Annotated in this window: 17 protein-coding genes and 1 riboswitch; of the genes, 6 read left to right on the top strand and 11 right to left on the bottom strand. The window is 41.6% G+C overall.

Annotated features, from left to right (window positions below; translation table 11 throughout):
* Positions 1-126: 126 nt before the first annotated feature.
* A riboswitch (cyclic di-GMP riboswitch) is annotated at positions 127-219 on the bottom strand.
* A 367-nt stretch (positions 220-586) separates the two neighbouring features.
* The 6 genes from NST15_RS01975 to NST15_RS01950 are packed head-to-tail and all read right to left on the bottom strand — an operon-like array spanning position 587 to position 8,478.
* Entirely contained in the window at positions 587-1,390 is an 804-nt protein-coding gene (locus NST15_RS01975; protein ID WP_007498221.1) for an ABC transporter permease, read from the bottom strand.
* Entirely contained in the window at positions 1,383-2,252 is an 870-nt protein-coding gene (locus NST15_RS01970; RefSeq protein WP_008347830.1) for an ABC transporter permease, read from the bottom strand. Before NST15_RS01970 ends, NST15_RS01975 begins: the two co-directional genes overlap by 8 nt.
* Complete coding sequence (locus tag NST15_RS01965; protein ID WP_342498789.1) at positions 2,252-3,343, bottom strand: ABC transporter ATP-binding protein; 1,092 nt, start codon at positions 3,341-3,343, stop codon at positions 2,252-2,254. Before NST15_RS01965 ends, NST15_RS01970 begins: the two co-directional genes overlap by 1 nt.
* An 8-nt stretch (positions 3,344-3,351) precedes the next feature.
* A complete protein-coding gene (locus NST15_RS01960; RefSeq protein ID WP_035703174.1) occupies positions 3,352-4,437 on the bottom strand; it encodes an ABC transporter substrate-binding protein in 1,086 nt (361 codons plus the stop codon).
* On the bottom strand, positions 4,434-6,419 hold the full coding sequence (locus tag NST15_RS01955) for a hydantoinase B/oxoprolinase family protein (protein WP_342498788.1): 1,986 nt from the start codon (positions 6,417-6,419) through the stop codon (positions 4,434-4,436). The genes NST15_RS01960 and NST15_RS01955 overlap by 4 nt, the downstream gene beginning before the upstream one ends.
* Positions 6,409-8,478, bottom strand: a complete 2,070-nt coding sequence (locus NST15_RS01950; RefSeq protein ID WP_342498787.1) for a hydantoinase/oxoprolinase family protein — start codon at positions 8,476-8,478, stop codon at positions 6,409-6,411. The genes NST15_RS01955 and NST15_RS01950 overlap by 11 nt, the downstream gene beginning before the upstream one ends.
* A 366-nt stretch (positions 8,479-8,844) precedes the next feature.
* Between NST15_RS01950 and NST15_RS01945 the strand changes: the two genes are divergently transcribed.
* From NST15_RS01945 to comJ, 3 genes are all read left to right on the top strand, one after another.
* The gene (locus NST15_RS01945) at positions 8,845-9,273 is read left to right on the top strand and encodes a NucA/NucB deoxyribonuclease domain-containing protein (protein WP_007498233.1); all 429 of its coding nucleotides are present in this window, start codon (positions 8,845-8,847) and stop codon (positions 9,271-9,273) included.
* A 127-nt stretch (positions 9,274-9,400) separates the two neighbouring features.
* Positions 9,401-11,098 (top strand): methyl-accepting chemotaxis protein, encoded by a 1,698-nt coding sequence (locus NST15_RS01940; protein ID WP_342498786.1) that lies wholly within the window; start codon positions 9,401-9,403, stop codon positions 11,096-11,098.
* A 136-nt stretch (positions 11,099-11,234) separates the two neighbouring features.
* Positions 11,235-11,621, top strand: a complete 387-nt coding sequence (gene comJ / locus NST15_RS01935; protein WP_039166300.1) for a competence protein ComJ — start codon at positions 11,235-11,237, stop codon at positions 11,619-11,621.
* 1 nt (position 11,622) lies between these two features.
* On the opposite strand, the gene NST15_RS01930 is transcribed toward comJ, so the two are convergent.
* Together NST15_RS01930 and NST15_RS01925 are read right to left on the bottom strand one after the other, a co-directional pair.
* The gene (locus NST15_RS01930) at positions 11,623-12,429 is read right to left on the bottom strand and encodes an AAC(3) family N-acetyltransferase (RefSeq protein WP_342498785.1); all 807 of its coding nucleotides are present in this window, start codon (positions 12,427-12,429) and stop codon (positions 11,623-11,625) included.
* Positions 12,430-12,453: 24 nt separating this feature from the next.
* On the bottom strand, positions 12,454-12,873 hold the full coding sequence (locus tag NST15_RS01925; protein WP_342498784.1) for an Lrp/AsnC family transcriptional regulator: 420 nt from the start codon (positions 12,871-12,873) through the stop codon (positions 12,454-12,456).
* Between the two features lie 116 nt (positions 12,874-12,989).
* Between NST15_RS01925 and NST15_RS01920 the strand changes: the two genes are divergently transcribed.
* On the top strand, positions 12,990-13,754 hold the full coding sequence (locus NST15_RS01920; RefSeq protein ID WP_326110629.1) for an MBL fold metallo-hydrolase: 765 nt from the start codon (positions 12,990-12,992) through the stop codon (positions 13,752-13,754).
* Positions 13,755-13,800: 46 nt separating this feature from the next.
* Here the strand turns inward: NST15_RS01920 and NST15_RS01915 are convergent, their stop codons facing one another.
* Positions 13,801-14,130 carry a YckD family protein gene (locus tag NST15_RS01915; RefSeq protein WP_017366586.1) on the bottom strand — a complete coding sequence of 110 codons (330 nt, stop codon included), beginning with the start codon at positions 14,128-14,130 and terminating at the stop codon, positions 13,801-13,803.
* A 181-nt stretch (positions 14,131-14,311) separates the two neighbouring features.
* On the opposite strand from NST15_RS01915, the gene NST15_RS01910 reads away from it, so the two are divergent.
* Together NST15_RS01910 and NST15_RS01905 are read left to right on the top strand one after the other, a co-directional pair.
* Positions 14,312-15,184: a transporter substrate-binding domain-containing protein gene (locus tag NST15_RS01910; RefSeq protein ID WP_008347852.1), complete on the top strand. Its 873-nt coding sequence runs from the start codon at positions 14,312-14,314 to the stop codon at positions 15,182-15,184.
* A 12-nt stretch (positions 15,185-15,196) separates the two neighbouring features.
* A complete protein-coding gene (locus NST15_RS01905; RefSeq protein ID WP_008347854.1) occupies positions 15,197-15,874 on the top strand; it encodes an amino acid ABC transporter permease in 678 nt (225 codons plus the stop codon).
* Positions 15,875-16,098: 224 nt separating this feature from the next.
* On the opposite strand, the gene NST15_RS01900 is transcribed toward NST15_RS01905, so the two are convergent.
* Positions 16,099-17,397, bottom strand: coding sequence for an arsenic transporter (locus NST15_RS01900; protein ID WP_008342056.1), 1,299 nt, complete (start codon positions 17,395-17,397; stop codon positions 16,099-16,101).
* 129 nt (positions 17,398-17,526) lie between these two features.
* Positions 17,527-18,759, bottom strand: a complete 1,233-nt coding sequence (locus tag NST15_RS01895; protein WP_008342058.1) for a helix-turn-helix domain-containing protein — start codon at positions 18,757-18,759, stop codon at positions 17,527-17,529.
* Positions 18,760-18,785 lie beyond the last annotated feature (26 nt).

The following is an 18,785-nucleotide window of genomic DNA, read 5'->3' as shown; positions in this document are numbered from 1 at the left end:
GTTTTCTCCACCAACTGTGATACCCTGCACCCTCTATATCAAAAGAACCAAGTCTATTTCATTAAAATAGACGGAATAACAAAAAAGGAGCCCACCCCGAATAAAACGGAGGGACTCCCATTTTGATTCGGTAACCTGCCGACCATAGTAAAAAAGCAACTTTTACCTTAGGACATGGCTTTGCGTCTCTATGTTTCCATAGATTTGCCTTTTTCTTCTTTTCTTTTAGATATTTTCTATTTACGTCCACTTTATATGAAATTATTGTTTTTTTCACCGAAAAATGGGTGTAAAGATTCATGCGTTATGCCGAAGGGATCACATCATAATTTATGATATTTACCGAAAATAACTAATAATAGTTGCGCTCCACCGAAAATAAATGACCAATTACCGCAAAAATTTCATGTTTTTCCTTAAATTTTTCAAATATGACCGAAAATGTAGGAGAGAGGTCTCCTATCACGCCTCGCATTTTCTTAAATCTTAAGAACTATATTCCCTAAAACTTTGAATATTTTTACCATAAAAACAATACAAAAAGAGCTGTCATTTCAAATGACAGCTCCTTGTTTCTTCATTATATTTACATCACCTTAGACAGACCAATCGTTTTCTCAATAATGAGCAACGCAATGATAGAAATGATAATAAATATGACAGATATCGCATTGACACTCGGATCAAAAGTTTGCTCAATGTAATTAAACGTCCTCACGGGAATCGTAATGGTTTGAGGTGAAGAAACGAACAAACTAATCGAGATTTCACCAAATGATGTCACAGCAGAAAACACCCCACCTGCGATAATACCAGGCTTGATCAAGGGCAGTGTCACACGAAAGAAAGTACGTATGGGCCCTGCACCAAGATTCATGGAAGCTAGCTCAAGACGTGGATCAAGATTTGAAACACTGACACCCACAGTTCGTACCACATAAGGAAAACCAATGATGACATGCCCAATGACTAATGCCCACAAAGACCCTGTAAAGCCCATAGCCGTAAACAAATACAGCATCGCAATCCCTAATACCACCTGAGGAATCATAAGAGGTGACAAAATAAAGGCTTGAACAGCTTCCTTTCCCTTAAAGGAAAGCCTTGCTAAAGCATAAGAAGCCATCGTTCCTAAAAGAACAGTAAGCGGCGTCACAATCAATAACAGAATCACGCTGATACGCAAAGATTCCATCCATTCTGGATTCGACACGACCTCATGAAACCAGCGAACGGAAAACGAAGTCGGCGGGAATTCAGGAAAAGCATTCGGACTAAAAGCAGAAAGAACAATGACAAGAACAGGTACGGTTAAAAAGAGATAAACGAGTGAGCCTGCGGTCCATATCAGAACCGAAAGCAAACGGTCACCTATTGATTTTTTACGCATGCATCCTCGCCTCCCAACGCTTCAATAAATAGCTTAATAGACTGACGACCGCTAGCACACAAATCAATAAAGTAAAGGACATCGCAGCGGCAAGAGGCAAATTATACACCTGCATGACCTGCTGATAAATGGACAGTGGCAAGAGCGGTTGCATCCGTCCGCCGACTAGCAGAGGAGTAATATAGCTTCCTGCTGCAAGTGAGAAGACAATAATTGCTCCGGTGATCATGCCTGGAATCGTAAGCGGCAAGGTCACATGAAAAAATGTCCGAATACGACCAGCACCAAGACTCATAGAAGCCGGTCTTAAGTGACGGTCCATATCAGTTAAGCTCGTTGCAATAGGCAGCACTGCAAAAGGCAGCATCACTTGAACATAAGCAATAATGACCGCATTCATATTCCACAGCATCGATAGCGGTTTCTCAATCAGATGTAAATCGATCAGCATGCCATTGATCAAGCCATTTTGCGAAAGAAGAACGATCCATGCAAATGTCCGAATGACGACACTCGTCAAAAGCGGCGATACAAGTAAGATATAGAAAAAAGCCCGCAACCTTGGGTGAGGTGCTTTCACTAGCACATAAGCTGCTGGATATGCCATCAATAAACAAATCACCGTTGTCTGTAAGGCCACCCACACAGTACTTCCAATTGCTTTCACATATGCATCTGTCGTAAATACATGTAAATATTGAGACAAACTATAGGATTGTAACGTATTCATCATCGAATCCACATCACGAAAACTGAGGACAAACATCATCACAAGCGGAGCAAGAAGGAATACAACTAGAAACAAACAAGCTGGCAGCAGCATAAACCAATGAAAGCGCTGATTCTTTTTTTTGATTCGCATCACGCATGCACCTTCGAATCTAAGAACACAATATCTTCAGGCTGCCAATGAATATGCACAGTTTCTCCAACTTGAGGCAGCTCGGGAAATGCTGCGTCTGATGCATGGACAATGATTTCACCTTGATTAAGCCCAACGACCAAACGTAAAGAGTGCCCAATATAACTGACATCTGCCAACACGCCTGTGACATGATTTGGCTGAACTTCCTCCCCGACAGAAGATAACTTGATTCTCTCAGGACGCAGCATGAGTAAATGCTTCTCGCTCTTCTCTTTAAATGCGGCAACTTTTAGCTGAACTTGCTTCCCGTTTGATTGAATGAAATGTGGAACAGTGTATGTGGAAGTAACTTCATCATATTCCGCTTCAAATAGATTGACCTGTCCGATAAATTCAGCAACAAAACGATTATTTGGCTGACGATATACTTCTAAAGGTGTCCCAATCTGCTGAATTTTCCCCTCACCTAATATCCCAATTCGGTCGGAAAGACTTAAGGCTTCCTCCTGATCATGCGTCACAAGAATAGTCGTAATCCCGACATTCCGTTGAATATTTCGCAGCTCCGTCTGCATATTTTTTCTTAGTTTTGCATCTAAGTTACTGAGTGGTTCATCCAGAAGAAGAACGGCAGGCTGGATGGCAAGTGCCCGTGCAATGGCGACCCGTTGCTGCTGACCTCCACTTAATTGGTGCGGCATACGTTTGGCAAATGACTCTAATTGAACAAGAGACAAACTCTCCATCACCTTTTGCTTGATTTCCGCCTTCTTTTTCTTTTGAACCTTCAACCCATATGCAACATTATCAAATACGGTGAGATGTGGGAAAAGTGCATAGCTTTGAAAGACCATCCCCGTTTTTCTTTGATAAGGAGGTAAAGTCGTCACATCCTGATCACCAATATAGACGACTCCTTTTGTCGGTTCTAAAAAACCACCAATGATATTGAGTAAAGTTGATTTTCCGCAGCCACTAGGGCCAAGAAGGGAGAAAAACTCTCCCTCTTTTACCGTAAGACTGACATCATCAAGAGCAATCTGCTCGCCAAAATGCTGGCTGATATTTTCTAAATTGATTCCACTCATGCGATCACCTATTTTCCTCCGCCTAATACTTCATTCCATCGATTTGTCCATTGACCGAGCTCCGAAGTCGCTGTTTCGTAATCTACCCAAGTCAGCTTGCTATAATAATTTTCGCCAACCTTCACTTTCCCCTTAATTTTGTCTCCGTATTTCACATCAGAATTCGACATGCCATAGTAAGATTTTTCTGAGAAGGCTTCTTGAGCTTCTTTCCCGCTAAGGTAGTTTAATAGCTTATAAGCCGCTTCCTCATGCTGACTTCCCTTTGTTAACGCCCAGCTCGCAACTGCTGCCACAGCGCCTTCTTTCGGATATGAGAATCCAATATCCATCCCTTCTTCTTCAAGTGCAAATGCTCGGCCATCCCAATATGGAACTGCCGTCACGTCACCACGTTCTAACAGCGTTTGAATAGACCCTGGGTTATCAGGAAAAGCAGCTACACGCCCTTTTAATTGTGCTAGGCTTTTAAATGCTTTATCAATATCCTTAGGATTTGATTCTGCCCCTCCTTGAGCATGGACAAGTGCAGAGAAAAATTGTAAGCCCGCTGAATAAGTTGGGGAAGAAATCGCCACTTTCCCTTTCAGCTGATCGCTCCATAAATCTGTCCAGCTGTTTGGCTCCTGTTTGACAAGATCTTTTCTATAAGCAATTCCAAGCTGTCCCATACTAAAGCCTGCTGCATATTGTTTTCCATCAACAGTGAGTTTCTTTTGAACAGAACGATAAAGCTTTTTCACATTCGGTGCTTGATCTTCATCAATAGGCGCAAGAACGTTTGCCGCAATACCTCTTTGAATCGTATCAGGCTGTAAAATAAGCAAATCATACGGTGGATTTTTACCATTAGATGCTTTTAATTTTGTAAACCATTCAGAATCTGCCCCAGAGACCGTTTGTACTTTAATGCCTGTATCCTTTTCAAACTTTTCGAGGATTGGCTTAATATTCTTTTCCCAATCCCCTCCGTAGACACCAACGATCACAGTCTGCTGCTGTTTACTTTGGTCCTGCCCATTTCCACCGCATGCAGACAGCAGTAACATGATGGATAGGACACCTGCAAATATGGTCATTAATCTTCTTTTCATAATTCGTTTCCCCCTTTTTGTTGATTCAACTGATGAAGTGCTTGAATAATATCCATCTTTGTTAATGGTTCCTGTCTATGACCAAAATGAGAATGAACCGCATGTTTATAGTGCGTACGCTCATTTGCTGGGTATGAACGAAGCTGCACAGCAAGCTCACTGCTGGCTTCGTCCGTCCACACTTTCTCATAAGCTGCTCTTTGCTCTCCAAAATCCCAAGCGACAGCATCAGCATCATTCATCTTTTCACGAAGCCTGCTCGTCTGTTCGTCATCAATTTTCCATTCATTATGATCTCGATAGACTTTGACGCCATATTGCTGAAGTGCTCTTTCTTCACTTAATAGCCCTGCTTCCACTTCATGAAGGACTTTTTCTTTCGTTCTAGCAAATGGATTCCCCCATCCTCCTCCACTTGGTGAAACCAATTGAACAATATCGCCTTTTTCAAGACGCATGACATCAATTTTCGGCTGGTTTTGTGTCTCCCCATTTGGTTTGGTCAATTTCACCTCACCAATTGCTCCTGCACGTCCGCCCATTAACCCCCAAGGTTGAAACTTCATTCGTTCCATTCCTCGTGCCGTCACCATCGATTCTGGCTTGATCATTTCAAATTCTAAACCAATTGCATGTCCCCCTCTATGTTCCCCTGCTCCACCTGTGTTTGGCAGCAGTTCATATCGGTGTACATGAATATCAATATGCTGTTCCAAGCTCTCAATAGGTGTATTTTTTAAAAATCCTGACGAATGATCAATTCCATCTACTCCATCAGTCCCTTTTTGAGCACCGCCGCCTCCGCCTAACGGTTCTACCACAGACATTTTTCTGCCTCCTGTTTGATCATCAGGAACAGAGAGAACGACGATAGCAGATTGACCTGCACCTGCCGCCGGCACTGCTTCAGGCAACAGCTTACCAATAGCACCTAGCACGACATTATACAGTCTCATTGTAATGGAATGCCGAATACCGACAGAAGCCGGATATTCTGGATGGACAAGCGTTCCTTTAGGTGAAATCACGTCTATCGGATACGTAATCCCACCATTAATCGGAATAAAAGGATCTTTACTAATGATGTAATTGATCAACCCTTGATACAAGAAGGAGTGCTTTTGACCATTGGTGACAAGATTAAAAGCTGTCTTAACTTGCGGGTCACACTCAGAGAAGTCCAATGTCAGCTGTTTCCCTTTGACCGTCAGCTTGATCTTTAATCGGATCGGCACGTCCGAAATCATATCATCATCCAAGTAATCAGCGAATTCACTCGTTCCATCAGGGATGGCTTCAATTACTTTGCCTGCGCGATCCTCTGCTTGCTTCAGCAGATCAATCATTCCTTGCTTCACTTCGTTTTTTCCGAATTTCTCGATCATTTCTTTTAGTCTGATTTCTGCTGTATTAACAGCGGCAATCATCGCATTAATATCGCCATCATTTAAATGACTCGCCCGGCTATTAGCTCTTAAAAAGGTACGAACAACCTGATTCTCTTTTCCACCTTCATAGATTTTCACTGGTGGAATTCTTAATCCTTCCTGATGAACATCTGTTGCAGTTGGAGAAATGCTTGAAGGGACAAGACCTCCCACATCACTTACATGAACAAAAGACCAGGCATAGCTGACAATTTCATCTTCTATAAAAATGGGTTTGATGATATGGACATCTGGCAAATGAGTCGCTAAACCGTCTGTCGTATAAGGATCATTTGTGATGATAATGTCACCAGGCTGCATCGGTCCGCTTTCTTCAATCGCTTTTTTGAGACTCAGCCCTAAAAAGATCGTGACACCGACTGTTTTTGGGTAAACAAAGAAATCCCCAGAAGGCGTGGCTAATGCTGTGGCAAAATCCGCCGATTCTTTTACGAATGTTGTAAAGGATGTCCGCTCAATGACATGTCCCATGCCTGATGCAATCGCATTAAAATAACTCCTCATCATCTCAAGCTTTGCTGGATCAGTTCCCATGTAAAGCCGCCTCCCTTGAAATCACCAAGTTTCCTGAATGGTCTATGCTGCCTGCCCAGTTTGGCAAAATCAATGTTGTCGTATCATCTTGCTCAATGATGGCAGGTCCTTTCACAACAGCACCTAATGACAAAGTACTCCGATTGTAAACAGATGCTTCGTACTCTTTTTCTTCTATAAAGATTCGTCTGTATGATTGTGGTATTAAAGGCTGTCCGCTGCTTTCATCAACAGGAGAGAAAGGCAGTGGAGGCGTTTCACCTATAACCCGAACTCGCAAATGAGTAAATTCAATGTTCGCCTGATCATCTCTATGGCCATATTGACGCTCATGCAGGTTGTGGAAAGCTTCAATCAGGTGATAGACGTCTTGTTCCTGCTTTAGCCAATCCACCGATAATGGCAATTCAATCTCAAATGCCTGTCCTTGATAGCGGGCATCTCCTAATAACAAAATGGACGTTTGTTTGATATGTTGAATGTTTTGCTGGCTGAACCAATCCGTTGCTTTGCGAGAAAGCATTTCATAATCTTGTTTTAATTCGTCAATCGTATAGTCTTGTAAGCAGATTTTCTTAGACAACACAGCATCATGGATAAAATCGGCTGTAAGTGCACCTAGCGCACATAATGTTCCTGGACTTGGAGGGACGACCACATTTTTTGCATGAATTTCTCTCGCAAGGAAATTCGCAACAACAGGCCCTGCCCCGCCAAATGCCAACAAACTAAAATCTCTAGGATCAAACCCTTGCTGCTCCATGACATTGCTTAGTTCTGTGTACATATTGGCAACAGCCACTTGAATCAACTGGTCAGCCGCCTGTTCGACCGTTTTATGAAGCTGATCAGCAATTGGCTGAAAGGCTATTTCCGCTGCAGACCGCTGCAATTGTAAATGTCCTCCGGCAAACCGATCTTGATTGAGGTAACCGCATATGAGAAATGCATCGGTTAAAGCAGCCTTTTTTCCCTTTCCATACGAAGCAGGTCCAGGCTGCGAGCCAACTGATTCCGGTCCTGCTTTAAGAAGCCCGCCTTGATCAAGCCATGCGACAGAACCTCCGCCAGCCCCTATCGAATACATTGCAACAGATGGAAGAATGATCGGAAATCCTGAAAGCTGATTTGATTGAGCCATTGTAGGCTGCCCATTTTGAATGATCGAGATATCTGCACTTGTGCCACCAACATCAAACGTAATTAAATTGGGTTCATTTGCAGAAGTTGCAATTCTCGCCGCACCAATTACACCAGCTGCCGGGCCAGAAAAAAGTGTTTTAACGGGTGAAGTGGCTGCACTTTCTGCATCCATTAAACCACCATTTGATTGGGTAATGTATGGAGAAATTGGTACACCTTCTTCTTTCAAGCGGCTTTTCAACGTTTGTAAATATTGTTTCACCTTTGGTTGAATGTACAAATTGACAACAGACATCACTGTCCGCTCATATTCCCTCATTTGGGGCCATAACTCAGAAGACGTCAGGACTTCTAACTGTGGGTAATGGTGATGAATATAGGCTTTAGCTTGTAATTCATGAACTGGATTCTGATAACTATGTAAAAAAGAAATGACAATGCCTGCTAGTTTTTTAGACATGACCTGCTGGACAGCATCATCTAATTGCTGCAGTTGGAGAGGTTTTTTGATCGAACCATCATGTATGAGCCTTTCAGAGATTGGATATACATGTTTTCGTGGTATCAATGGTTCTGGCAATTGAGAATTGAAGTCATAAGGGATGGGTAGACGTAAACGCTGTAATGACAAAATGTCTTGAAAACCTTCTGTTACAAAAAGGGCTAAATCTGCTCCCTTTCTCTGCAATAATGTATTAAGACCGATTGTCATCCCGTGTACGAGATATTGTATTTTGGATAAATCGACACCTCTTTCTTTTAGAAGTTTCAGCCCATTGATAATTCCTTGAGCTGGGTCATCTGTCACTGTAGGTGTCTTGAGTTCAGTCAGCTCCCCTGTCGCTTCATTCATCAGCGATAAATCAGTAAATGTTCCACCTATGTCTATTCCGAGCCGATAAGAGACATCCGCCATTTGTACTTCCCTCCTGCAATGTAATTAGAATCATATTTTGATAAATTACGACATTTTTTGATATTTGACTCCATATTATTAAAGCATATCGGTCTAGTCAATTTTATTTTTTTGAAATTTCTGTGTGTTAAAATCTTGAAATTAGCCCAAAAACCAATCATAAAGCCATTTTGCATCAGCATATATGTTTTTTGAGCAGCAAAATTAAATTTTTATGAGTTTGTACAACGAGGAAAAGAGCATAAACAGGTAAAAACCGTTTTTCAAACTTTAAAAGACGTTTTTTCAAAACGAGGAGAAATTGGTAAGTAATTCTGCTATACTTCTGTTTACAAAATACGCTAAAGAGAAAGAGAGCTAGCATCTATGAAACTTCTTAAAACCATTCTCTTGCTTTTATTGATTGTCATTGGTATAGCGACAGGCTATGTCCAACTAGGGCAACATAAACAAGAGACGACAAACTCTTCTTATGACAAAACCATTCACTTTCCATCAGATCGATATCCAGAAACCGCGAAGCACATAGAAGAAGCTATTGACGAAGGTCATTCTTCCATTTGCACCATTGATCGAAAAAATAGTGATGAGCAAAGAGACAAATCACTTCATGGCATTCCAACAAAGCGTGGTTATGATCGTGATGAATGGCCAATGGCGATGTGTAAAGAAGGTGGAGCAGGGGCTTCTGTCAAATATGTACGTCCTTCGGATAATAGGGGGGCAGGCTCTTGGGTAAGTCATCAATTATCAGATGATCCTGATGGCACAAGAATCCAATTTATTATCGAGTAGCACTATCTTTCCTTTTTTCACAACAAAAATTTCTGTGTAAGTGCATTCACGTATATCAAACATTTTTTTCATGCCGATAATCCTTAAGGAGGGATACCCCTACCTTATACCTAAAGGAGTAAAAAGCATGAAGAAAAAAGGAAAACTGAGGCTTGGCGCCAAAATAATGCTGATCTTTTTAAGTGTCCTCATCGTATTTTCAGCAGTGGTTGGTTATGTAGTGAACCGCGAAATGACAGAGAACATTAAGCAAATGGCCACCGAAAAAGCAAAAGGCGATCTAAAGCTAGGATACGCTTACCTAACTGAAAAGGTTGCTGGCTCGTGGCAGATAAAAGATGGCAAGCTTTACAAAGGAAATACTCAAATCAATAACCATGACACATTGGTTGATCAATTAGCCGAATATACTGGTGATACAATCACGATTTTCCAAGGAAATACCCGTGTTGCCACAAATGTCATGTTAAACGGGAAACGAGCTGTAGGAACCGAAGTCTCGCCTGAAGTAAAGGCCGCTGTTTTGGATAAAGGCGAGAATTATTACGGAACAGCCAATGTTGCCGGGAAAGACTACCAAACGGCTTATATGCCCATCAAAAATGATACAGGGGAAACGATTGGTATTTTCTATACCGGTGCAAATCAAAACATGATTTCACAAATGCTTCAGTCTTTCTTTATTCAATTTGTCACGGTTCTACTGTTAAGTTTAATTGTTTCTGTTATCATTATTTCTATTTTCACAAAGCGGATTCAGACACGTCTCAAACATATGGCATCTGCTATTAAGAGTGCAGGCGAAGGAAATTTAACCATCAACGTGACAGATCACACAGGCGATGAACTTTCTGAGCTGGCAGGTCACTTTAATAAGATGCGTGAGAAATTAAATCACACCATTTTAAATGTGATCAAAACATCTGAATTAGTAGCCACCTCTTCTGAGGAGCTGTCAGCTAGCGCAGAAGAAACGAGTGCAGCATCAGAAAAAATTACCCATACCATTCAAGAAGTCGCACAATCGTCTGAACAGCAATCAGCCCAAATGACAGCTAGTGAGCACACGATGAGACAAGTATCTAACGAGCTGGTAAACATCACTGAAAATGCGGGACAAATGGCAACAAGAAGCCAGTCCGCACAAGAAATGGCGAAAAAAGGTGTACAAAATATCGGTGAAGTCAATTCACAAATGACATCTATTGCAAAATCAATTGAAGAGAATGGTACAGCAATTCAAGCGTTGGAAACACGTTCAGCCGAGATTGATCAAATTTCCAAAGTGATTACAGATATCGCTAACCAAACAAATCTACTTGCTCTTAATGCGGCCATTGAGGCAGCACGCGCAGGTGAACATGGAAAAGGTTTTGCCGTTGTGGCAGACGAAGTGAGGAAGCTCGCAGAAGAATCGCAAACATCATCCAACATGATTTCACATCTCATTTCCGAAATACAAAAAGAGATGAATCATTCGACGAGTGCCATTAAACGAGTACGAGAGGAAGCGGCTCAAGGGGCTGTTCTTATTTCTCATACAGAGGATTCATTTATTGACATTCAGCAGTCAATGAAGGAAATGGCAGATGGCATTAAACATTTATCAGATGCATCCCAAAAAATCGCAGCTTATACAAATGATGCGAAGCAGACCTTTGCCTCTATCACAGAAGGCGTTAAACTGACGAGTGAACATTCACAACAAGTAGCAGGTTTAACAGAAGAACAATTTGCAGCAATGGAAGAAGTAACAGCTTCATCAGAGGCTCTTGCCCATTTAGCAGGAGACCTAAAAGAAATGGTTTCACAATTTCACATCTAGATCCCTCAAACAGTAGCGCAAGACGGCGACAATCGTCTTGCTGCCTAACATTCTCTTCAATTATCTTACTTTCAAACATTCACTTTTCAACATGATCGCCAGCTGGACAAATTTTATGAATAAAGGAGTTATCTATATGAATGATTTAAATCAAACGTATCCCCTATCTATCTCCTATCACCAAATCACCGTATACACTGGAAGCACGACGCCACCTGTGATTGATTGGACAGATGACGATATTCTTCAAGGATTCGCAACTGGGGATCGAGGTATTTCTTTTGAAGGTATCAATAACGGAAAGGCTTCTATTATCGTGACATTAAACAGCCATGAGCCTCCATCATCCGTTGATAGAGTCATCACAGTGCCATTTACTCATTCAAGTGATCATGTTTATCTGACAAGCGTCATGGCACAGGTACTGTCTTTCTCCATTCCAAAAGGAGACTATCAGCTCACCTGCTATATATCTGAGCACCCTGATCAAGATCTCTATTATTTTGATTTTCAGACTGCTTAGATCACGCCTGGTCGTACTGCTCAAGCCATTTTTCTGCAAAATCGACTGATTCTCTCATCGGCAATAAATACGAATTGGCTAGCCCGATTTGACTGTGGTTATAACTACATTCTGATTGTAAAAAATCACGACCAATCTGTTCAAATAGTTCTTCTCTTGTGATGATATCTTGATACTCTTTCCACACCCTCCAACCATTCTCTAAAATGGGGGCCCCTCGTGTCATGAGGTCTTGCTGTGAGATTCGATATTCAGCTAAGTGAAAAGCTGTAACACTCTCGAATGATGTGCCAATTAGCAGCACTTTTGCATCAAGATCGTACATACGTCCAAGAGGTGAATTTTCTCCTAAACCATAAGGAAGCGCATGGTAGTTCAACACTTCATGTTTCCTTTTCCCCCAGGCGGTGAATGAGAAATGAGGATGATTGCTTCTTTCTACGCCTGGGTATTTCCAAAAGGTCTCCGCTACCTTTCCCATTGCTGTTGGAGCTGTGTAAGCCGGATCAAATGCAGGCATCGTGTCTTTGATCGGTTTCCACCAAGAATAAGGAACAGGCGGATTGATCCAATCAGCAGGATCAGACAGCTCTAATGTTTGTGCCGGCATAATCAGTGTTCCTTCATCTGTTAAAATATCCATCATAGCTTGGATAACTGCTATGGCCCCTCCATTCACCCAGCCAATAGATGACAAGGATGAGTGGACACATAAGGTCATGCCCTGCCTCACACCGAGTTGAACCAAATCCGCTTTGATTCTTTCCTTTGTGATCGGCTCAACCTGATGTTCGATTAATTTTTTCATCGTTTATTTCCTCCTGCGCCTCATCTATTCTTGATGAGTGAGACGTTTCACAGCGATAGACAATTTATAATTTGCATGCTTTGTTAGCTCCGTTAAAAATTGATCAAGCTCATCATTACTGGAGAAATGTCCTTCAGCCATATAACAGCCCTCTCCACTAATTTTAAACAGGTTTTTGATTTCTTCCTTTTGATGGAGAAACGATAAAAGCGGTTCATGATCATGACTTCGGGTAAAGAGCTGCAAAAATGTTTGGATGTTCTGCTGTGTCCGCCAGTTAATTGAAATGGTATAGGCTTCAATAATCCCCTCTTCTTCAAGCTTTAAAACTCTATTTTTAGCAGCTTGACCGGTTAAATGGACTTTTTCACCAAGTGCTTTCATCGTCAATCGACTATTCTTTGAGAGTTCTTTTAATATATCCATATCTGTTTTGTCTAGCATTGGCTCACCTCTTTCAAAAATCAAGTCGTTCCGCTGAAAGACTTTCATGATCCTCTGTCACATGAGGCTCTTTTAATATACTGTAAACTTAATGAGAAAAAAAGGAGGCCTTTCTAATGAAAATAACACTCATTCGTAATGCTACTTTATACCTTCAATATGGTCCGTCAACATTTTTAATCGATCCCTTTTTAGCAGCAAAAGGAACCTATCCACCGTTCCCGCATACTGCCAATCAACATGTAAACAATCCAATTGTTGAGCTGCCTGCAAACATTGATTTGGACAAGATATTACAGCCGGATGCTGTCCTGCTCACTCATTTACATGTAGATCACTTTGACGACGAGGCAAAAAAGAGATTAGCTCAAACTTTGCCGATCTATACTCAATCAGAGAAAGATCGCACGGAAGTAAAAGAAGCTGGATTTCAGCATGTTACATGCATTGAAGATGAAATGGATGTTTGCGGTGTTCATATCAAACGAACTGGCGGGCAGCACGGGACAGGAGAAACCGCTAAACGGATGGGACAAGTGAGCGGTTTTGTTTTCTCTCATCCTGATGAGCCTACTCTTTATATTGCAGGAGATACCATTTGGTGTGATGAGCCGAAAGAGGTTGTGAATACATGCCAGCCAGATATTATTGTGGTCAATAGTGGGGCTGCCCAATTTTTAGAGGGAGATCCAATTACGATGACAAAGGAAGAGATTGTAGACATTCACCATACTCAACCACAAGCTCAAATCATCGCCTGTCACCTTGAAGCCGTGAATCATTGTTTATTAACAAGAGCCGCATTAAAATCTTACATTCAAGAGAATCATGCAGATCAGGCCATTTTTGTCCCTCAAGATGGTGAGACGCTGACCTTTTAACACATAAACAATAAAAACCGGCACCTTGCTGCCGGTTTTCTTAAACTTATGGTCGATGGTGCTGTGGTTTTTTTAGTAATGGAACAAACCCGTTATTTTTTAAGTGATTGTAATGTTCATCCATTCGTTTTGTGATGTGCGTGCCTTGTTCCTTCGTTAACACACCATACTGAACGTATTTTTCGATCACTTCTTTTCGTTTAGACAAAATTTGCTGTTCAAGTACTTCAATTTGTTTTTGTTGCTCTGTCGTTAATTTTACTTGATGCGTGACGGGGCGCTTTTCCATTTGGGGTGTTTCTCCATGAGCCGTATTCACCTGAAAACCAAATAATAGCACCATCGTTAGTATGATCAAACCACTTGTTTTTTTCATCTCTGTCGTTCCCTCCTTTATTCGATTTTAATTTGCGCACTCTTTCCTTTTTTATACATTATTCATCCCATCAAATTGCACATAATATTCTTACTTTTTCGCTTTTCATCTGAAAACGTTGTCCTAACTGAAAAAGCGTGCTATGTTTTGTTTTGTATAAAAAATAGAGGAGGATTCTTAAATGAGTCGTTTTTATCATAGAAAACCTATATGGGTGCTGCTTGTTGTGTCTGCTCTCATGCTTGTCATGTCTGCTTGCAATCAATCAGGCTCATCTCAGTCTGGAGAATCAAAGTGGGATCAGATTCAAAAGAAAGGGAAAATCGTGGTCGCTACTTCAGGCACCTTGTATCCTACGTCTTACCATGATACATCAAACGGCAAGGATCAATTGACTGGCTATGAAGTGGAAGTCGTCAAAGAAGCATTTAAGCGCCTTGACGTAAAAGTAGAATTTAAAGAAATGGGTTATGACGGTATGCTCAGTGCCATTAATTCAGGTCAGGTGGATGCCGCTGCAAACGATATCGACATCACAGATGACAGGAAAGATAAGTTCGCCTTTTCAACACCTTATAAATACTCATATGGAACCGCTATCGTCAGAAAAGATGATCTGTCAGGTATTAAAACGCTAAAGGATTTAAAAGGAAAGAAAGCAGCAGGTGCTGCAACGACCATTTATATGGATGTTGCCCGTAAGTATGGTGCAAAAGAAGTCATCTATGATAATGCCACAAACGAGCAATATTTAAAGGATGTTGCAAACGGCCGTACAGATGTCATTTTAAATGACTACTACTTGCAAACACTGGCGCTTGCTGCATTCCCTAAGCTAAATATTACGATCCATCCAGACTTAAAATACATGCCGAATGAACAAGGGTTTGTGATGAAAAAAGACAATACAGAGCTTCAAAAAGAATTAAATCGTGTATTAAAAGAGATGAAAAAAGACGGAACCATGAAAAAGATTTCGGAGAAATTCTTTAATCATGCTGACGTCTCAAAGAAAATTGATGTTGATGTCGAAGATGTCGACATTTCTAAATAAGGAGCCGCAGCCGTGGGAGATATTCATTTAGAATATATCTTTAATCCTGCACTGGCAAAAGCGTCATTTCCGTTTGTGATGAAAGGCATCTGGCTGACGCTGCTCATTTCTTTTGTGAGCATGTTTTTTGGTACGATTCTTGGCTTTTTTATTGCCCTTGCTAGAATGGCAAATACATGGTTCCTTCGGCTGCCTGCACGGCTGTATATTTCATTCATGCGAGGGGTTCCCATTCTGGTCATTTTGTTTATCCTTTATTTCGGATTCCCTTACATCGGCATTGAATTTACAGCTGTCACTGCTGCTATTATTGGATTCAGCTTCAATAGTGCTGCATACATTGCCGAAATTAACCGGGCGGCCCTCTCCTCTGTTCCAAGTGGTCAAGTGGAAGCCGCCAAATCACTTGGTCTCAGCTATTGGCAAACGATGCGCGGAGTCATTTTGCCTCAATCCGTGCGCATTGCACTGCCGCCCCTGACCAACGTCATGCTTGATTTAATCAAAGCTTCCTCACTAGCGGCAATGATTACTGTGCCAGAACTCTTCCAGCAAGCAAAAATTGTGGGTGGACGAGAATTCGATTATATGACCATGTATATATTGGTTGCCTTGATTTACTGGGGCATATGCAGTGTGGTCTCATTGCTCCAAGACTTTTTGGAAAAACGCTATGCAAAATATCTATAACAACAAAAAGCAGATCCATGGGATCTGCTTAGATTGTTGACAAAGGGCTAAAATGAACTTGATTTTAGCCCTTTGTCTTCTTTTCAGAGTGATAGAAAACCTTTGCAGTCTAGGAAAGACGAGTACTGGAGCGGAGCGAATTTGATATTCGTGAGCACCAGCACGCAGGACTGACAAAGAATGCGAGGGTTTGCCTACGCACTGAGATCCATTGGATCTGCTTTTTAATGTATCAGCCATAACCACACATACAACCCCAATAACGTGATGATCAGCGTCGGTATGGTTAGAATGATTCCAGCTTTCATGTATGCTCCCCAAGAAATATGCACACCTTTTTTCTTCAAGACATGAAGCCACAGCAATGTCGCCAATGAACCGATTGGGGTCATTTTCGGACCAAGGTTTGAGCCGATGACGTTGGCATAAATCAGTGCATCTCTCATCACACCTGCTGTATCTGTGTGACCGATGGCAATCGCATCAATTAAAACGGTTGGGAGGTTGTTCATGACAGAGGATAACACGGCTGCCAGAACCCCCATAAACATCGTTCCCGCAAGTAAACCGTGTGACGCCCCCTGTTCAATCCACGCTGCTAAAATTTCTGTCAGGCCGACATTTTTCAGCCCATACACCACGACATACATGCCGATAGAGAAAAACACAATCGACCACGGCGCTTCTTTGACGACTCGTTTTGTCGCTACTTGTGGACTCCGTTTCGCCAGCCATAAGAAAGCAATGGCAATGCCTCCTACAATGATTGACACCGGAATGCCTGCCAATTCGCCAGCAAAATATCCAACAAGCAAGCACCCTAACACATACCAAGATAACCGGAACATGCGCAGATCACGAATGGCCGAAGCTGGTTCCTTCGCCTGCGAAACATCGTACGTTTTCGGGATGAGTTTCCGATAAAACACATACAACACAAGCATACTAGCGCCAAGCGATACAAGGTTTGGGACGAACATGTTTGCTGTATATTCAAGAAAGCCAATATGAAAATAATCGGCTGATACGATATTGACCAAGTTACTAATGACAAATGGCAAAGACGTCGTATCTGCAATAAAGCCGCTTGCCATGACAAATGGCAGGATCATACGCTCATCCAGCTTCAGTGCTCTGACCACAGATAAAACGATCGGGGTTAAGATAAGTGCCGCTCCATCGTTGGCAAAAAAAGCTGCTACCACAGCGCCGAGCAATGTTAAATAAATAAACATGCGGACCCCGTTCCCTCTTGCGGCTTTTGCCATATGAAGTGCCGCCCATTCAAAAAAACCAATCTCATCTAAAATCAATGAAATGATGATAATTCCAATAAATGCAAAGGTGGCGTTCCAGACAATTTGGGTAACTTCCCATACATCGCCCAAATGAACGACCCCAAAAGCAAGCGCAAGAATCGCTCCCCCGCATGCTGACCATCCAATGGTTAAACGTCCTGGCTGCCAAATGACAAGGACGAGGGTCATGATGAAAATCAAAATGGCCAAGGTGACTGATCCCAAAGGTGGCCCTCCTTTCACTTTCCTTATAAAATCTTTATCTATCATACAACGAAATAAGGCAATTGTATGCCATTTTATCATCTCGCATAAAAATCCGCAGGTCAGCCTTTGCACCTGCGGAGTCCACGCCTATTGATCTTTTTTCATCAGCATCAATTCAATAAATAACTCACATCGCTGGCTAAAATGACTTAAATCGATAGACGTCATTTCAAAAATTTGTTTCATTCGATAGTTTAGTGTATTTTGATGAATAAACAACTGCTCTGCAGCTGGTTTTAGCTTGCAATTATTCAATAAGTAGACCTCTAAAGTTTTTAAAAATGATGTTTGGCTGTCACGGTCTTTTTCCTTTAGGCGCAACAAATCTGGATTGAAGTCGTTTTTCTTTTTTTGGTGACTGTAAATCGAGTCTAAGAACCGGAAGACCCCCAAATGCTCGTAATCGTATGGAATCAATTCCTGTCCGCCGACAATCTTCACTGCTTTCACGACTTCTATCGCTTCAAATCGACTTGTGCTCATTTTCATGACATCTCGATATTCTCTTCCCATCCCAATATATAAAGGAGATGGGTGTGTATGCGTTTTCGATTGAAGATGGGCGACGACATCCGCAGCGGTCGCTTTTGGTGAGTGGCGATCTGACAAACTGCCTAATATCACGACGATGTCTGCTTGCACAGAGTAGACATGATTGACCTTGTCTTCTAGCTGTAAATAGGTTCTAATCATATCCTTCACATCTTCTGCCGTCTCACTTTTGTTATCGGCGGCATGAACAACCATCACAGTAAAGACAGCTGGCAGTGGAATGCTTAAATTCTCAGCTTCCCATTTCAGCTCTTCTTCTGTATAAAAATGATCATCCATGACCTTTTTGAAGAACTCTTCAATCTTGCCTTCCTTTTTCTCCAACTGTTTCTTATTTTTATAAATAACTTTTCCAACCTGAAACGATGCCTCGTGTAAAAATTGCAGCTCCTCTTGAGAGAGAGAATCTTCAATGTCCTGCACCCAAATAAAGCCGACAACCTCTTGTTTGTGCTTGGCGCTTACAGCTACTCGTCGATTAAACCCGAGCTCCTCATGACCATTCACATAAAAAGGATTTGAATCTGTATATAGCTGCTCAATGACCCCTGTTTTTTTTAACCAATCCACCACAGCTCCCGGACATTCCTTTGAGAAAATGGTTTGCTGATTGACTGGGTCGAACTGCTGGATGCTGTAAGAATTATAAGCAAGCAGCTGACATTCAGTACTTTCTAAAATGACTGGTTTCTTTAAATAACCACTAATAAATGCAATTAATTTATCGACATCAAAAAATGTATGAAGCTTTTCTAATATCTCTTCCATCCCGATTGCTCCCTGAATAAGTGATA

The organism is Bacillus sp. FSL R5-0820 (assembly GCF_038593385.1).
GTDB lineage: Bacteria > Bacillota > Bacilli > Bacillales > Bacillaceae > Bacillus > Bacillus altitudinis.
Note: the sequence above shows the minus strand (reverse complement) of the source record. Positions and strands in the feature narration are given on the sequence as shown.

Excerpts from the sequence above, each read along its gene's own strand:
- NST15_RS01975 (WP_007498221.1), bottom strand. The coding sequence starts at position 1,390 with ATGCGTAAAAAATCAATAGGTGACCGTTTGCTTTCGGTTCTGATATGG.
- NST15_RS01970 (WP_008347830.1), bottom strand. The coding sequence starts at position 2,252 with ATGCGAATCAAAAAAAAGAATCAGCGCTTTCATTGGTTTATGCTGCTG.
- NST15_RS01965 (WP_342498789.1), bottom strand. The coding sequence starts at position 3,343 with ATGAGTGGAATCAATTTAGAAAATATCAGCCAGCATTTTGGCGAGCAG.
- NST15_RS01960 (WP_035703174.1), bottom strand. The coding sequence starts at position 4,437 with ATGAAAAGAAGATTAATGACCATATTTGCAGGTGTCCTATCCATCATG.
- NST15_RS01955 (WP_342498788.1), bottom strand. The coding sequence starts at position 6,419 with ATGGGAACTGATCCAGCAAAGCTTGAGATGATGAGGAGTTATTTTAAT.
- NST15_RS01950 (WP_342498787.1), bottom strand. The coding sequence starts at position 8,478 with ATGGCGGATGTCTCTTATCGGCTCGGAATAGACATAGGTGGAACATTT.
- NST15_RS01945 (WP_007498233.1), top strand. The coding sequence starts at position 8,845 with ATGAAACTTCTTAAAACCATTCTCTTGCTTTTATTGATTGTCATTGGT.
- NST15_RS01940 (WP_342498786.1), top strand. The coding sequence starts at position 9,401 with ATGAAGAAAAAAGGAAAACTGAGGCTTGGCGCCAAAATAATGCTGATC.
- comJ (WP_039166300.1), top strand. The coding sequence starts at position 11,235 with ATGAATGATTTAAATCAAACGTATCCCCTATCTATCTCCTATCACCAA.
- NST15_RS01930 (WP_342498785.1), bottom strand. The coding sequence starts at position 12,429 with ATGAAAAAATTAATCGAACATCAGGTTGAGCCGATCACAAAGGAAAGA.
- NST15_RS01925 (WP_342498784.1), bottom strand. The coding sequence starts at position 12,873 with ATGCTAGACAAAACAGATATGGATATATTAAAAGAACTCTCAAAGAAT.
- NST15_RS01920 (WP_326110629.1), top strand. The coding sequence starts at position 12,990 with ATGAAAATAACACTCATTCGTAATGCTACTTTATACCTTCAATATGGT.
- NST15_RS01915 (WP_017366586.1), bottom strand. The coding sequence starts at position 14,130 with ATGAAAAAAACAAGTGGTTTGATCATACTAACGATGGTGCTATTATTT.
- NST15_RS01910 (WP_008347852.1), top strand. The coding sequence starts at position 14,312 with ATGAGTCGTTTTTATCATAGAAAACCTATATGGGTGCTGCTTGTTGTG.
- NST15_RS01895 (WP_008342058.1), bottom strand. The coding sequence starts at position 18,759 with ATGGAAGAGATATTAGAAAAGCTTCATACATTTTTTGATGTCGATAAA.